Source organism: Symbiopectobacterium purcellii (assembly GCF_052050035.1).
GTDB lineage: Bacteria > Pseudomonadota > Gammaproteobacteria > Enterobacterales > Enterobacteriaceae > Symbiopectobacterium > Symbiopectobacterium purcellii_A.
This window is the reverse complement of sequence record NZ_CP189882.1, coordinates 133,230-148,453: the sequence shown is the minus strand read 5'-3', so window position 1 is coordinate 148,453 and position 15,224 is coordinate 133,230. Positions and strand designations below refer to the sequence as shown.

The window sequence follows — 15,224 nt, the reverse complement described above, 5'->3', positions numbered from 1 at the left end:
CTGCGTGGCAATCAGCCTACTGTGATAGGGGTATCATCACGGCTGCCCCATTCGCTCCAGGCACCGTCATACAGAGTGACATCGGATACGCCCAACTGCGCAAGCGCCAGGATCACCACCACGGCGGTTACGCCAGAACCGCAGCTGGCAACAATCGGGCGGCTGAAATCCAGGCCCGCTTTGTGCAGAATCGTCGCCAACTCAGGGCTGGGTTTCAGGGTACCCTGTGTCACCAGATCGCCCCACGGTACGTTCAGGCTGCCGGGAATATGACCGCGATGCAGACCGGCGCGCGGTTCATCCACTTCACCGCGAAAACGCGGGGCAGGGCGTGCATCGACGATTTGTGCCGAGCCGTCGCGACTGATCGCCATTACCTGTTCCCGCGAGCGGATCGCGCCTTCGGTTAACACGGCAGTAAAATGCGCAGGGGTGGGGTGCACGTCTCCCTGCTCAATCGGATAACCTCGCACTTTCCACTCTGCCAGCCCACCGGAAAGAATCACCACCTGACGAGCACCGAAGTGAGTGAGCATCCACCAGGCTCGCGGGGCTGAAAAAAGGTTACCTTCATCGTAAATCACCAGCGGTTTCTGATCGCTGATGCCCAATTCACCCATTGCGTTGGCGAACGCTTCTGCGCTGGGCATCATGTGCGGCAATGGGGTGTTGGGATCGGACAGGGTCTCAATATCAAAAAAAACCGCACCGGGCAGATGCACCGCGCGGTATTCGGCATGGATATCCCGGCTGGTTTCACCCGGAGGTAACATGCGCGCATCGATCAGTGTGATGTCATCGGAAGCCAGATGCTCCACGAGCCAGTCGGCAGAAACAAACAAACGGGAAGAAGAAGCTGACATATAAACCCCACGCATGGGCAGTGCATGCCGCCCTGAGTGAAACAGTGATAAATATTGTCAGCCATTTTTCCTTTTCCGACAAGCATCTATTCGGACTTGCCTGCACTCACCACAACACCGTCACGGTAGGCCTGTTTCAACTACGGCCAATATTCCTGGTTTGCTGCGATCATCTCATCGAGGATCGCTTTGGCGTGCTGCATGGTGGGCACGGTGCGATTAAGCGTAAACGCCTGCAATGCTTTCTCGTAGCTGCCTTCAAGGGTCGCTTCCACCAATAACTGTTCGGATGCCAACTGCTGTTCCAGCAGCGCGTGATGGAACGTCGGCACATTACCCATGCGAACCGGTTCCGGTCCGTTTGCGGTGATATACGCGGGCACCTCCACCATCGCATCATAGGGCAGATTAGCAATTGCCCCTTTGTTCTCAACGATCACCAGATGGCGCTGGCGCAGGTCGAATGCCAGTGAGCAGGCTACGTCGACAATATAGCTAAACGACTTAATTTTGATTACATTATTTAAATGAGCTATTGGCTTTGTTGAATAATTTAAGATACTGATTTATATAAGCATTATAAAATTTCAACGACTAATTTTTCCTCTCGGAATGCTTTTTATTGTGCTAACTATTTGATTTGTCGTTCTAACAAAATACATTCTCTGTAAATGCATTCTAACTAAAGAAGATGTAAATCAAACGGTTAAATTATTCAACAAAGCCTGAGCTATTCAATTGATTTTAGACGTAAAGTGATATCTACACGGAAAAACGAAGGGTTGAGTATCCGAGAAACAGCGAAGCAATTTCGGATTGGCCCTGCCTCTGTATCGCGTTGGATTAATCAAATAGAGTCAAAAGCATCGACCACGCGTCAGCGAAAGAGCGATAAATCCGAGTTGATAAAAGATGTTGAACAATATCCAGATGCTTACCAAAAAGAACGTGCAGAGCGTTTTGGCGTTTGTCAGAAGGCCATTTGGCAAGCGCTTAAAAAGCTGGGATTGACCTATAAAAAAAACTCTACGTCATCCGAAAGCCGACGAAAACGCCCGGCAGGGATTTCAACAAAAAAAACAACAGTATGAAAAAGAAGGTAAACCTATTGTTTTTATTGATGAAAGTGGTTTTTCACACGATGCCCCACGGACTCACGGCTATTCCCCAAAAGGTCAACGGTGTTTTGGCCTGAAGAACTGGGGAGCTAGGGGAAGAACAAATGTTATCGGCGCTTTATTAGGCACAACGCTGTTTGCTATCGGATTATTTGATATCAATATTAACAGCGATGTTTTCTATGCCTGGGTCACACAAGTCCTTATCCCAGTACTCCCTAAAAACAGTGTAATCATGATGGACAATGCCACTTTTCACAAAAAACATAATATTCAACAAGTCATCATCGATGCAGGGTATATGGTGGAGTATTTGCCTACATATTCGCCAGATCTTAACCCAATTGAGCATAAATGGGCACAAGCAAAAAGCAAAAAAAGAGAGATGGGTTGCGATACAGAGAGTTTGTTCTCAGTCCATATGGTGTAATCAAAATTAAGTCGCTTGGCTATACAAGATCAGGGTGCGGAACACAAAGAAGTAGATAACCGACATGGTCAGGCCGACCTCGATGTACATCGGCCAGTTGGATTTGGCGATGCCCGGAGGCAGGTTATACAGCAGGAAATCAATCACGCCGTTAGCGCCAATGGCGAGCACGCCAAGCAGTGAGAACAACATCATCCCCAGCCCGGTTAACACCGCGTGCACCACAAACAGTAACGGTGCGACGAACAGGAAGGAGAACTCCAGCGGCTCGGTGACACCGAGCAGGAAAGAGGTAAAGGCAGCGGGAATCAGGATGGCCTTGGCGGCAATGCGTTTTTCGGGCTTGGCGGTGACGTACATCGCCAGGGCCGCCACAGTCAGGCCAAACATTTTACTGATACCGCGTGCATCCCACGCGACAGTCGGGCTCAGCTGTGTGACGCTGGGGCAGGCCATTTCTGCGAAATAAATATTGCGCGCACCCTGATACAGCTTGCCGCACACATCGGCGGTTCCTCCGAGTTCGGTATACAGGAACGGAGTATAGCCAAGCGACTTAATTTTGATTACACCATATGGACTGAGAACAAACTCTCTGTATCGCAACCCATCTCTCTTTTTTTGCTTTTTGCTTGTGCCCATTTATGCTCAATTGGGTTAAGATCTGGCGAATATGTAGGCAAATACTCCACCATATACCCTGCATCGATGATGACTTGTTGAATATTATGTTTTTTGTGAAAAGTGGCATTGTCCATCATGATTACACTGTTTTTAGGGAGTACTGGGATAAGGACTTGTGTGACCCAGGCATAGAAAACATCGCTGTTAATATTGATATCAAATAATCCGATAGCAAACAGCGTTGTGCCTAATAAAGCGCCGATAACATTTGTTCTTCCCCTAGCTCCCCAGTTCTTCAGGCCAAAACACCGTTGACCTTTTGGGGAATAGCCGTGAGTCCGTGGGGCATCGTGTGAAAAACCACTTTCATCAATAAAAACAATAGGTTTACCTTCTTTTTCATACTGTTGTTTTTTTTGTTGAAATCCCTGCCGGGCGTTTTCGTCGGCTTTCGGATGACGTAGAGTTTTTTTTATAGGTCAATCCCAGCTTTTTAAGCGCTTGCCAAATGGCCTTCTGACAAACGCCAAAACGCTCTGCACGTTCTTTTTGGTAAGCATCTGGATATTGTTCAACATCTTTTATCAACTCGGATTTATCGATCTTTCGCTGACGCGTGGTCGATGCTTTTGACTCTATTTGATTAATCCAACGCGATACAGAGGCAGGGCCAATCCGAAATTGCTTCGCTGTTTCTCGGATACTCAACCCTTCGTTTTTCCGTGTAGATATCACTTTACGTCTAAAATCAATTGAATAGCTCATTTAAATAATGTAATCAAAATTAAGTCGTTTAGCTATATAAACAAGGTGATGTAACCCGGTCGGGATCAGAATACGTTCAAGGAAGCCGTAAATCGCTACCCCAAACGGTCCTGCCCCTTTAATCGCAAAGGCCAGTGCGCTAATGCCGTGTTGGGCATAGGGCCAGACGGCGCTCATGACAAAGCCGAGCAGTATCGCGCTGGGGATCGCCAGAATGGTGACAAAACAGTGGCCTGAGTAGATAGCCATCACGCCGTTAAACTGTTTGCTGGAATAACGGTTAAACAGATAACCGGCAAAGGCACCGATGAGGATACCGGCGAACACGCCCATTTCCAGCACTTGCACCCCCAGCACCATGCCTTGTCCGGCAGGACGCATCTCTGCGGCAGGCACTAGTTTGCCCTGAAGTTGTAGAGTAATATTCATTGCTTTGATGAAAATGATAAAAAGCGTGTTGCTTAATAGTGAAATAAGGGTGTTTCGGTGATTGAAGTAAATTTTACGCTGTTCTGAGATGGAAATTCCAAAGACCGGCGCTAAGGAGTAAGAAGGTATCATCAATAAAGGGTCTACGATTCCGTAAAATTTGGGTCATGCAACCGAGGCGCTTGATACCCGCGATGGCGTGTTCAACGAGAGTGTAAAAAGATCTGTGTAAATGGCATTTTGAGGAAAACCTTCAGAGGACAAAAAATGCCTATCAGCAACGAACTTATTGACCAACTGCTTCAGGATTGCCACTCCCCTCAGGAGCTTCTGGGTGAATCAGGCCTACTCAAGGAACTGACTAAAAGACTGGCGGAACGGGTTCTTGAAGCTGAGATGGAGATACACCTTGGGTATGCTAAGCATGACCCGGCTGGTAATAATTCAGGCAACTCCCGCAATGGCAAGACATCCAAGAGCGTACGTAGCCAAAATGGGGCGCTCGAGCTCGATATTCCGCGCGACCGCAACAGTATAGCCAAGCGACATTATTTTGATAACAGCCGAGACTGTAAAATAATCTGTGTAAATGGCATTTTGAGGAAAACCTTCAAAGGATAACAAAATGCCTATCAGCAACGAACTTATTGACCAACTGCTTCAAGATTGTCACTCCCCTCAGGATCTGCTGGGTGAATCAGGCCTACTCAAGGTGCTGACTAAAAGACTGGCGGAACGGGTTCTTGAAGCTGAGATGGAGATGCACCTTGGGTATGCTAAGCATGACCCGGCTGGTAATCATTCAGGCAACTCACGCAATGGCAAGACATCCAAGAGCGTACGTAGCCAAAATGGGGAGATCGAGCTCGATATTCCGCGCGACCGCAACAGTACCTTCGAGCCGACACTGATCGGTAAGCACGAAAAACAGCTTAACGGCTTCGATGACCGCATTATTTCTCTCTATTCCAGAGGGTTATCAACCCGTGATATTCAGGCACACTTTAAAGAAGTCTACGGGGTCGATGTTTCCGCTGGCTTCATTTCTCAAGTGACCAATGCTGTGATGGATGAAGTTAAGCGCTGGCAGCAACGGCCGCTGGATGCGCTTTATCCCATTGTTTACCTTGACTGTATTGTTGTCAAAAGCCAGGACGGCGGAGCCGTGGCCAACAAGTCTGTTTATCTGGCCCTCGGCGTCAACGGCCAGGGCGAAAAAGAGCTGCTGGGGCTATGGATAGCCAAAACTGAGGGGGCCAAGTTCTGGTTATCTGTGATGACAGAACTGAAAAATCGTGGGCTAAAGGACATCTTCGTCGCCTGCTGCGATGGCCTGAAAGGCTTTCCTGATGCCATTGAAGCTGTTTACCCGCATACGCGGGTACAGCTCTGCATTGTGCATCAGGTGCGGAACTCGCTGCGCTACGTCGGCTGGAAAGAGCGTAAGGCCGTTGCTGCTGACCTGCGCACCATCTATAGTTCCGCAACGCTAGAGGGCGCTGAAGAGGCCCTGGATGCCTTCGCGGCCAAATGGGATGAACAGTTCCCGACGATCAGCCCGTCGTGGAGAAATAATTGGGAACGTCTCATCGTCATTTTTGACTTTCCGCCGGAGATCCGCAAGGTTATCTACACCACCAACGCGATAGAGTCGTTAAATGCTTCATTGCGCAAGATAACGAAAACGCGACGAATATTTCCAACGGATGACTCGGTGATAAAATTACTCTATCTAGCCTTGCATAATATCTCTGCTAAATGGACCTTGCCAATCAGAGACTGGAAACCTGCTATGAGCCAATTCATGTTGATGTATGGAGAACGAATCTCCGGTTAAGCAATGGAGCCATTTACACAAAATTCTTTACAGACTCTAACAGCCAGCTATGCTTCTTTGCCGCATATCAGGGCATAGGATGTAATCATTTTTAAGTCGGTTGGCTATACCTTCGAGCCGACACTGATCGGTAAGCACGAAAAGCAGCTTAACGGCTTCGATGACCGCATTATTTCTCTCTATTCCAGAGGGCTATCAACCCGTGATATTCAGGCTCACTTTAAAGAAGTCTACGGGGTCGATGTTTCCGCTGGCTTCATTTCTCAAGTGACCAATGCCGTGATGGATGACGTTAAGCGCTGGCAGCAACGGCCGCTGGATGCGTTTTATCCCATTGTTTACCTTGACTGTATTGTGGTCAAAAGCCAGGACGGCGGAGCCGTGGCCAACAAGTCTGTTTACTTGGCTCTAGGCATCAACGGCCAGGGCGAAAAAGAGCTGCTGGGGCTATGGATAGCCAAAACCGAGGGGGCCAAGTTCTGGTTATCTGTAATGACAGAACTGAAAAATCGTGGGCTACAGGACATCTTCATCGCCTGCTGCGATGGCCTGAAGGGCTTTCCTGATGCCATTGAAGCTGTTTACCCGCATACGCGGGTACAGCTCTGCATCGTGCATCAGGTGCGGAACTCGCTGCGCTACGTCGGCTGGAAAGAACGTAAAGCCGTTGCTGCTGACCTCCGCGCTATCTATAGCCAACCGACTTAAAAATGATTACATCCTATGCCCTGATATGCGGCAAAGAAGCATAGCTGGCTGTTATCAAAATAATGTCGCTTGGCTATATAGTTCCGCAACGCTAGAGGGCGCTGAAGAGGCCCTGGATGCCTTCGCGGCCAAATGGGATGAGCAGTTCCCGACGATCAGCCCATCGTGGAGAAATAATTGGGAACGTCTCATCGTCATTTTTGATTTTCCGCCGGAGATTCGCAAGGTTATCTACACAACCAACGCGATAGAGTCGTTAAATGCTTCATTGCGCAAGATAACGAAAACGCGACGAATATTTCCAACGGATGACTCGGTGCTAAAATTATTCTATCTAGCCTTGCATAATATCTCGGCTAAATGGACCCTACCAATCAGAGACTGGAAACCGGCTATGAGCCAATTCATGTTGATGTATGGAGATCGGATTTCCGGTTAAGCGATGGAGCCATTTACACGAAATTCTTTACAGACTCTGTTCAACTGTAATACGGATGCCCGAGATTATTTTATTTTCTTGTTTTTGTTCAGGCGATAAAGGTCTTTTTCGAGTTCCTTTTTTTGGGATTTGTGTATTAGGATGCTGTTTCTCTATACCTTGAAAACCGGTATCTGCCCAGATGGTTACCTCAGGAGGAATATGGCGAATTATATCGACTTTATCGAGTAAGCGTTTATCGTGACCGCGCCCATTTTTGCTCATGGGGATAAATCCAATTTGCCTTGTTTCGTCAGTCATAATAAGCCCTTTTCGAGTGGTCTGTCTTTTCTTTCCCGAATACATTTTTTTTCGCCGACGCAGATTCTTAGGCTTTTGGACAGGTCGCTCTGTCCCATCAATAAAGACGTCTTTAACTCCAGGAAAGGCGCGAAAAAATTCCTCAGCAGAGCGAATTTGACGAGCGGGCAAAACACATTCTCGCCCCAAGGTCATCTCTAAAACCGGCAATAATATTTTTACCCAGCGACATACCCGTGTTCTATCTAAACCAAAAAGAAGTCCTTGCAAATCATAGGTCGGATAACATTTTAAATACAATAAAATAAAAAGCAGTTTATCTAATGGGGTTGGGATAAATCCTTTCTGCCCTGCACCCATCTGCCGCTCGTGATCTTTTCGATTCTTTTTCCGATAAATCAAATAACAAGCTGAAAATTCAGCGGCTAAATTTTTCAATTCTTCGACTGATAATCCAATGATTGCTTTACATAAACGATTATCTCGTAACAACCGCTCTTTGTTGATCATTTCAAACCTTTATTCTCTAAGTTAAACCTCTTTTTATTCTCAATAGCCTGACAAAAAATGCAAGTCTCTATTCAGCAACTAGTTTAAAGGTCACCAACCCGATCAGGGCGGCATAACCTTTGTCACGCGTGGCAAGGCCAATGGGGATGCCGACGGCAAACACCAGCGCCAGGTTGGCCAGAATGGCAACGGCGGATTTGGCGATCAGCTGACCAAAACTCTGAATAATGGGGTGGTGCAGTAAAGGCAGGTATTCGGCCAGATTGCCATTACCGAACACATTACCAAACGCGATAAACAACCCGACGATTGGCAGGATCAGCACCGGACCGTACAGCGATTTGCCGAAATTCTGCAACGCATTGACGGCTCTTTTCATGTTTTGCCCTCTTCGTGGCTATTGTTAAGGGTAACGTCTGTCAGGTATCACCTGACAAGGTGTAGCGTACGGATAAATTCTAGCAGTGAATCCTACACTGATTCCATTTATCTTATTGTTTTAAAAACAAATTACTCAAAAGGTAACAAATTACTCTGGGAAGTATGATCGCACCGCGATTGCCGTGACACCGGTATTTACTCACCCGTGTGGCGATTTGCGCAATGACGAGACAAAAAGATACGATTTTTTTAAGAAAATGTTATATAAGCCGATAGGCAAGGCACTGCTGCCACCCTATAATCGGCGCCACTTTCACTGACTGGTATGATAATTCTTTTAATCCGGTCGTTAATAGCGTGTGACATAATGAGGTCAATATGACGGTAGAACGTACCTTTTCCATCGTAAAACCCAATGCCGTAGCCAAGAATGCCATCGGTGCCATTTACGCGCGTTTTGAAAGCGCCGGATTCACGCTGGTGGCCGCTAAAATGGTGCAATTAACCCGTGAGCAGGCGGAAGGTTTTTATGCCGAGCATCAAGGCAAGCCGTTTTTTGATGGTCTGGTGGGCTTCATGACATCAGGCCCGATCATGGTGCAGGTGTTGGAAGGGGAAAACGCCATTCAGCGCAACCGTGACATCATGGGCGCGACCAATCCTGCGAATGCGCTGGCAGGTACACTGCGCGCTGACTACGCAGACAGTTTTACCGAAAATGCGGTACACGGCTCTGATTCTCCGGAATCTGCGGCACGTGAGATCGCTTATTTCTTCAGTGCTGAAGAGATCTGTCCGCGCCTGCGTTAATCCGGTGCGGCGGTTTTTCTCGTATCAAGCGTAAAAAAACGCGACGGCGGTAGCATCGCTGTTTTAAACTTTGTACAATGCCGCGCCCCGGATGAGCACGTACTGTTTGTCCGGGGCGTTTCTTATCGATACCCGTCATACTTCAAGTTGCCTGTGCGTTGGCTGCGCTCGTTCACCCGAATCACTTACCTGAGTAAGCTCATCGAGATTCACTCGCTTGCCGCCTTCATGTAACTCGAATTATTTAGGGTATATATTATTGTCATCTGTCGCGCCACAACGTGTAATAACGAGGCCAAGAGTTACCATTATGAGCATGCCCCAATCTCCGTCTTTAGCGGAAAGCACCACCCTGTCTGCTTCCACCTGTTCCTCCACTGATGCTGCTGAACCTGTCGTGAAAACCGACGGTGAAAAGATCAATCTGTTGGATTTGAATCGTCAGCAAATGCGCGCCTTTTTTGCTTCTATTGGCGAGAAGCCGTTCCGCGCCGATCAGGTGATGAAGTGGATGTATCACTACTGTAGCGATGATTTCGCCGACATGACGGACATCAACAAGGTGTTGCGTCAGAAGCTTGAGCAGATAGCCGAAATCCGTGCGCCGGAGGTGGTCGCTGAACAGCGTTCTTCGGATGGCACCATCAAATGGGCGATTCTGGTCGGTGGGCAACGCGTCGAAACCGTGTACATCCCAGAAGAAGATCGTGCCACGCTCTGCGTTTCCTCGCAGGTGGGTTGCGCCCTTGAATGCAAGTTTTGTTCGACCGCGCAGCAGGGGTTTAACCGTAACCTGCGCGTATCGGAAATTATTGGTCAGGTGTGGCGTGCTGCGAAAATTATCGGTGCTCAGAAAGTCACCGGCCAGCGCCCCATCACCAACGTGGTAATGATGGGCATGGGCGAGCCGTTGCTGAATCTGAACAACGTGGTGCCCGCCATGGAGATCATGCTGGATGATTTCGGTTTTGGTTTATCCAAACGCCGCGTGACGCTTTCTACCTCTGGTGTGGTACCGGCGCTGGATAAATTGGGTGATATGATCGATGTCGCTTTGGCGATATCGCTGCACGCGCCGACGGATGCTATCCGCAATGAAATCATGCCAATCAACAAAAAGTATGACATTGCGACCTTTTTAGCTGCGGTGCGTCGCTATCTGGAGAAATCCAATGCCAATCAGGGGCGCGTTACGGTGGAATACGTGCTGCTGGATCACATCAATGATGGCACCGAACATGCACATCAGCTTGCCGAGTGTTTAAAAGATACCCCTTGCAAGATTAACCTGATTCCCTGGAACCCGTTCCCGGGCGCGCCCTATGGTCGCAGCTCCAACAGCCGGGTAGATCGTTTCTCCAAGGTACTGATGGAGTATGGTTTCACCACTATCGTGCGCAAGACGCGCGGTGATGATATTGATGCGGCATGCGGTCAGCTGGCGGGTGAAGTGGTCGATCGTACCAAGCGAACGCTGCGCACCAAACGCGCGGGTGAACCAATTCAGGTTAAAGCAGTCTAATGCTTTATTGTGCTTGGTGAAATGGTATTGGGTATCGAATCAGGGTGCCAAACACCTTTCATCGGCATATGATGGCGTCCGCGTAGCTAGCGTATATTGGCTGAATACCCGCTGGTGCTTGCCGCGTTAACACTGCGTGGGATGCGGACAGGGAATCCGTTTTTCAGCGGAGGGTCAGGATGACACATCGTATTCAGCAAGCGTATGTACAGCGTCGTGTTTTATTTGCGCTCGGCATCGTAGTGCCACTGTTGAGTGGGTGTGCCAAGGTGCAGCGCCCGTCGGCGACCTAGGCGTTGGTCACCACGCGGTTGCAATTGGGTATGGCATACCTGAAACGCAACGACCTTGACGCGGCGCGGCGCAACTTATCGAGCGCTGTTGAAGCCGCTCCGGACGATTATCGCACCCAACTGGGTATGGCGTTGTACGAACAGCGCATTGGCGAATACAGTGCGGCAGAATGACGTTATCAAACCGCATTGCGTCAGGCACCGGAAAATGCCAGCGTAATGAATAATTACGGTGCGTTTCTCTTTAGTTTAGGGCAGTATGTAGCGGCGCAGAAACAGTTCAGCGCTGCGGCGCAACATCCTGATTATCGGGAAGTTGCGCAGGCTTTGGAAAACGCGGGATACTGCCATTTCAAAGCGGGAAACTGTGATGAGGCACGCACATTGTTAGTTCGGGCGCTACACTATGACCCGACAAAAGGCGACAGGGTGCTCAGTGAAGTGAGTCAGCGACTAACTGCCCAACACTTTAACGAAGCCAGGCACCTTTTGGACATTTATCACCATAGCCTTCCAGCCAGCGCTGAGAGTTTATGGTTAGAGATTCGTTTCGCCGCGTTGGCGGGCCGTGATGATGAGCGTAACTATCATGGCGACAGGCTGGCGCGAAGTTTTCCACACTCTAAACAGTACCAGCAGTTCTTAGCTAATGAATACTGAAGCCACTCTAGAAAATACCACCCCTGCCACTCCTGGCGAGCGTCTGCGTCAGGCGCGTGAGCATATGGGATTGACACAGCAAACTGTCGCTGAACGTTTATGCCTCAAAGTGACCACCGTGAGAGAGATCGAAGAGGGCAGCACTTCTCCCGATTTAGCACCTACCTTTTTGCGCGGTTATATCCGCTCTTACGCCAAGCTGGTGCATTTGCCGGAAAGCGAACTGCTGCCAGCATTGGATAAACACGTGGTGCCGAGAATCGCCAACGTGGCGTCAATGCAAGGCTTTGCCTTGGGAAAAAGCCGTAAGAAACGCGATGGCTGGTTGATGACCTTTACCTGGCTGGTAGTGCTTATCGTGCTCGGGTTAACCGGTGCCTGGTGCTGGCAGAATTATCAGGTGCAGCAGCAAGAGATCAGTTCTATGGTCGATCACGCTGCGGCTAACTCGCCGGAAGAGGCTGAGGGGCAAACGGCGGTGCCACTTGCCAATACCGGTTCGCAGACTATCGATCTGACGCAGATTGCGCCGGCTGCGCCGGAAGGGGCCAATACCACCGCGAATTCGCCTGCGGCAAATGCGGCAACCAGCGCGGATGCACCAGTGGTGTCTGCGCAGGCAAACAATGGGCATCAGCCTGTAGCGCCGGTTACCACGCCCCCTTCTGCGGTTACAGAGCCTGTGGCTTCACCGAGCGTAACGCCTGTCAGTGACAATGGCAATACCATTGCCATGAACTTTAGCGCCGATTGCTGGCTGGAAGTGATAGATGCAGCAGGCAAAAAACTCTACAGCGGCGTGCAGCTCAGTGGCAGTGCGTTAAACCTGAGCGGTCAGGCGCCTTATCGCTTGAAGATCGGCGCACCGGCAGCCATACAAATTCAGTATCAAGGTAAACCGGTGGATTTGAGCCGGTTTGTAAGAAGCAACCAGATTGCTCGTCTGACGCTGGCAGCGGAATAATTTCCCGTGCCGGTGATGCTGTAAATGTGGAGAAGAAGTAATGCATAACCCTGCACCCATCGTCCGTCGCAAATCAACGCGCATTTACGTCGGCAAGGTGCCTGTTGGTGACGGCGCACCGATTGCTGTGCAGTCGATGACTAACACCCGAACCACCGATGTGAACGCCACGGTAAGACAGATCAAGTCACTTGAACGCGTTGGTGTGGATATTGTTCGCGTCTCCGTGCCCACCATGGACGCGGCGGAAGCGTTTAAACTGATCAAACAACAGGTTAACGTTCCGCTGGTGGCCGATATCCACTTTGACTACCGTATCGCGCTGAAAGTGGCGGAATACGGCGTGGACTGCCTGCGTATCAATCCCGGTAATATCGGCAACGAAGAGCGTATTCGCTCGGTGGTCGATTGCGCGCGTGATAAAAACATCCCGATTCGCATCGGGGTCAATGGCGGTTCGCTGGAAAAGGATCTTCAGGAAAAATACGGTGAACCCACGCCGGAAGCACTGTTGGAATCCGCAATGCGTCACGTGGACATCCTCGATCGCCTGAATTTCGATCAGTTCAAGGTGAGCGTAAAAGCCTCGGATGTGTTTCTGGCGGTGCAGTCTTATCGCTTACTAGCAGCGCGTATCGATCAGCCGCTGCATCTGGGGATCACGGAGGCCGGTGGCGCCCGCAGCGGTGCGGTCAAGTCGGCTATCGGTCTGGGGTTGTTGCTGTCGGAAGGCATTGGCGACACGCTGCGTATTTCGCTGGCGGCCGATCCGGTTGAAGAAGTTAAAGTCGGTTTTGATATCCTCAAATCGCTGCGTATTCGCGCGCGCGGTATCAATTTCATTGCGTGCCCTACCTGCTCTCGTCAGGAATTTGATGTGATCGGCACGGTCAACGCGCTGGAACAGCGTCTGGAAGATATCATCACGCCGATGGATGTCTCCATTATTGGTTGTGTGGTCAACGGGCCGGGCGAAGCGCTGGTCTCAACGCTGGGAGTGACCGGCGGCAGCAAAAAAAGCGGCTTTTATGAAGATGGCGTGCGCCAGAGAGAGCGCTTTGACAACGACGACATGATTGACCAGTTGGAAGCGAAAATTCGCGCCAAAGCCGCGATGCTGGATGAAAACAAACGCATCACGATCAATGTGGTGGACAAGTAATCAGTCCTCGCATCGTCACTGACTGTCAAACTCAGCGGTGGCTTTAACATTGAACAGAGCGCATTGAACCCCCTATAATCGGGTTCTATGGAACAAACGATTTTACAACGCATAGAGAACTGACGTGGCAAAAAATATCCAAGCCATACGCGGCATGAATGATTATCTGCCTGCCGAAACGGCCTTATGGCAGCGTATTGAAGATAGCCTGAAAAAAGTACTCCGCAGTTACGGTTACAACGAAATCCGCACGCCGATCATGGAGCAAACGCCGTTGTTTAAGAGGGCGATTGGCGAAGTGACCGACGTGGTCGAAAAAGAGATGTACAGTTTCGATGATCGTAACGGTGATAACCTGTCGCTGCGCCCGGAAGGGACCGCAGGGTGCGTTCGTGCCGGTATTGAACACGGCATTTTCTATAATCAGGAACAGCGCCTGTGGTATATGGGGCCGATGTTTCGCCACGAACGTCCGCAAAAAGGGCGCTACCGCCAATTCCATCAGTTGGGCTGTGAAGTGTTTGGTCTGCAAGGACCGGATATCGATGCCGAACTGATTCTGCTCAGTGCGCGCTGGTGGCGTGAACTGGGTATTGCTGAACACGTTACGCTGGAACTGAACTCCATCGGTTCGCTGGAAGCGAGAGCGCGTTACCGCGAGGCGTTGATTGCGTTTCTGGAACAACACAAAGAACATTTGGATGAAGACTGTTTGCGTCGCATGTATACCAACCCGCTGCGCGTACTGGATTCCAAAAATGCGCAGGTGCAGGCACTTCTCAATGACGCACCGGTGCTGACGGACTATCTGGATGAGGAATCTCGCCAACACTTTGAGCAACTGTGTGAACTTTTAAGGCAAGCGGGTATCCCATTTACGGTGAATCCGCGATTAGTGCGTGGCTTGGATTATTACAACCGCACTGTGTTCGAGTGGGTCACCAGCAGTCTGGGTTCGCAGGGCACGGTATGTGCGGGCGGCCGTTATGACGGCATGGTGGAGCAGCTCGGTGGGCATGCCACGCCGGCTGTCGGTTTTGCCATGGGGTTGGAGCGTTTGGTGCTGTTAGTGCAGTCGGTTAATCCGGATTTCACCGCACAGCCTGGCGTTGAAGTGTATCTGATTTCCTCCGGCGTTGGCACGCAGTCAGCAGCCATGCAACTGGCTGAAAAACTGCGTGATGCGCTGCCTGAGCTGAAATTGATGACCAACTATGGCGGCGGAAATTTCAAGAAACAGTTTGCTCGCGCGGATAAATGGGGCGCTCGTATTGCGCTGGTGCTGGGCGAGAACGAAGTGGCTTCCGGTCAGGTGGTGGTGAAAAATCTGAGCAGCGGCGAGCAGGATACATTGGCGCAGGCGGACGTTGCCGCGCGTCTGGCAACGTTACTGGATTGAGGAGAGAGAC

General features: G+C 50.0%; 13 protein-coding genes and 6 pseudogenes. 11 read left to right on the top strand and 8 right to left on the bottom strand.

Translation table 11 applies throughout. The features are described 5' to 3' along the window. Positions 1–11: 11 nt before the first annotated feature. Together sseA and ACQGXV_RS02225 are read right to left on the bottom strand one after the other, a co-directional pair. Positions 12–863, bottom strand: a complete 852-nt coding sequence (gene sseA / locus ACQGXV_RS02230) for a 3-mercaptopyruvate sulfurtransferase (protein WP_440867168.1) — start codon at positions 861–863, stop codon at positions 12–14. Between the two features lie 140 nt (positions 864–1,003). Continuing rightward, positions 1,004–1,423, bottom strand: coding sequence for a hypothetical protein (locus ACQGXV_RS02225; RefSeq protein WP_440867167.1), 420 nt, complete (start codon positions 1,421–1,423; stop codon positions 1,004–1,006). Between the two features lie 150 nt (positions 1,424–1,573). Here ACQGXV_RS02225 and ACQGXV_RS02220 point away from each other — a divergent pair, with 150 nt between their 5' ends. Further along, positions 1,574–1,954, top strand: coding sequence for an IS630 transposase-related protein (locus ACQGXV_RS02220; RefSeq protein ID WP_440867166.1), 381 nt, complete (start codon positions 1,574–1,576; stop codon positions 1,952–1,954). Next, positions 1,878–2,411: an IS630 family transposase gene (locus tag ACQGXV_RS02215; RefSeq protein ID WP_440862665.1), complete on the top strand. Its 534-nt coding sequence runs from the start codon at positions 1,878–1,880 to the stop codon at positions 2,409–2,411. Before ACQGXV_RS02220 ends, ACQGXV_RS02215 begins: the two co-directional genes overlap by 77 nt. Positions 2,412–2,435: 24 nt before the next feature. Here ACQGXV_RS02215 and ACQGXV_RS02210 read toward each other — a convergent pair. From ACQGXV_RS02210 to ACQGXV_RS02195, 4 genes and pseudogenes are all read right to left on the bottom strand, one after another. After that, a pseudogene (locus tag ACQGXV_RS02210) lies at positions 2,436–2,963 on the bottom strand (PTS transporter subunit EIIC); the annotation flags it as partial. Positions 2,964–2,977: 14 nt separating this feature from the next. Beyond that, positions 2,978–3,511 carry an IS630 family transposase gene (locus ACQGXV_RS02205; RefSeq protein WP_440862665.1) on the bottom strand — a complete coding sequence of 178 codons (534 nt, stop codon included), beginning with the start codon at positions 3,509–3,511 and terminating at the stop codon, positions 2,978–2,980. Beyond that, positions 3,435–3,800: an IS630 transposase-related protein gene (locus ACQGXV_RS02200; RefSeq protein WP_440862584.1), complete on the bottom strand. Its 366-nt coding sequence runs from the start codon at positions 3,798–3,800 to the stop codon at positions 3,435–3,437. The genes ACQGXV_RS02205 and ACQGXV_RS02200 overlap by 77 nt, the downstream gene beginning before the upstream one ends. Before the next feature lie 36 nt (positions 3,801–3,836). Next, a pseudogene (locus ACQGXV_RS02195) lies at positions 3,837–4,301 on the bottom strand (PTS transporter subunit EIIC); the annotation flags it as partial. Between the two features lie 195 nt (positions 4,302–4,496). On the opposite strand from ACQGXV_RS02195, the pseudogene ACQGXV_RS02190 reads away from it, so the two are divergent. The 3 genes and pseudogenes from ACQGXV_RS02190 to ACQGXV_RS02180 all read left to right on the top strand — a co-directional run. Then, positions 4,497–4,760, top strand: a pseudogene (locus ACQGXV_RS02190) (transposase); the annotation flags it as partial. A gap of 94 nt (positions 4,761–4,854) precedes the next feature. Beyond that, positions 4,855–6,066, top strand: a complete 1,212-nt coding sequence (locus tag ACQGXV_RS02185; protein WP_440862551.1) for an IS256 family transposase — start codon at positions 4,855–4,857, stop codon at positions 6,064–6,066. Between the two features lie 108 nt (positions 6,067–6,174). Continuing rightward, positions 6,175–7,213: pseudogene (locus ACQGXV_RS02180) on the top strand (IS256 family transposase); the annotation flags it as partial. Positions 7,214–7,240: 27 nt separating this feature from the next. Here the strand turns inward: ACQGXV_RS02180 and ACQGXV_RS02175 are convergent. Continuing rightward, positions 7,241–8,023, bottom strand: coding sequence for a transposase family protein (locus ACQGXV_RS02175; RefSeq protein ID WP_440864761.1), 783 nt, complete (start codon positions 8,021–8,023; stop codon positions 7,241–7,243). An 85-nt stretch (positions 8,024–8,108) separates the two neighbouring features. Continuing rightward, positions 8,109–8,402 (bottom strand): annotated as a pseudogene (locus tag ACQGXV_RS02170) (PTS transporter subunit EIIC); the annotation flags it as partial. Between the two features lie 380 nt (positions 8,403–8,782). Here ACQGXV_RS02170 and ndk point away from each other — a divergent pair. From ndk to hisS, 6 genes and pseudogenes are all read left to right on the top strand, one after another. Next, complete coding sequence (gene ndk, locus ACQGXV_RS02165; RefSeq protein ID WP_222157754.1) at positions 8,783–9,214, top strand: nucleoside-diphosphate kinase; 432 nt, start codon at positions 8,783–8,785, stop codon at positions 9,212–9,214. Positions 9,215–9,530: 316 nt separating this feature from the next. Then, the gene (locus ACQGXV_RS02160) at positions 9,531–10,736 is read left to right on the top strand and encodes a bifunctional tRNA (adenosine(37)-C2)-methyltransferase TrmG/ribosomal RNA large subunit methyltransferase RlmN (RefSeq protein ID WP_440864760.1); all 1,206 of its coding nucleotides are present in this window, start codon (positions 9,531–9,533) and stop codon (positions 10,734–10,736) included. Between the two features lie 293 nt (positions 10,737–11,029). After that, positions 11,030–11,689 (top strand): annotated as a pseudogene (gene pilW, locus ACQGXV_RS02155) (type IV pilus biogenesis/stability protein PilW); the annotation flags it as partial. Continuing rightward, on the top strand, positions 11,679–12,653 hold the full coding sequence (rodZ, locus tag ACQGXV_RS02150; protein WP_440864759.1) for a cytoskeleton protein RodZ: 975 nt from the start codon (positions 11,679–11,681) through the stop codon (positions 12,651–12,653). The pseudogene pilW and the gene rodZ, both read left to right, overlap by 11 nt. Before the next feature lie 40 nt (positions 12,654–12,693). Next, a complete protein-coding gene (gene ispG, locus ACQGXV_RS02145) occupies positions 12,694–13,815 on the top strand; it encodes a flavodoxin-dependent (E)-4-hydroxy-3-methylbut-2-enyl-diphosphate synthase (RefSeq protein WP_440864758.1) in 1,122 nt (373 codons plus the stop codon). A 124-nt stretch (positions 13,816–13,939) separates the two neighbouring features. After that, on the top strand, positions 13,940–15,214 hold the full coding sequence (gene hisS / locus ACQGXV_RS02140; protein WP_440864757.1) for a histidine--tRNA ligase: 1,275 nt from the start codon (positions 13,940–13,942) through the stop codon (positions 15,212–15,214). The last annotated feature ends 10 nt before the right edge of the window (positions 15,215–15,224 follow it).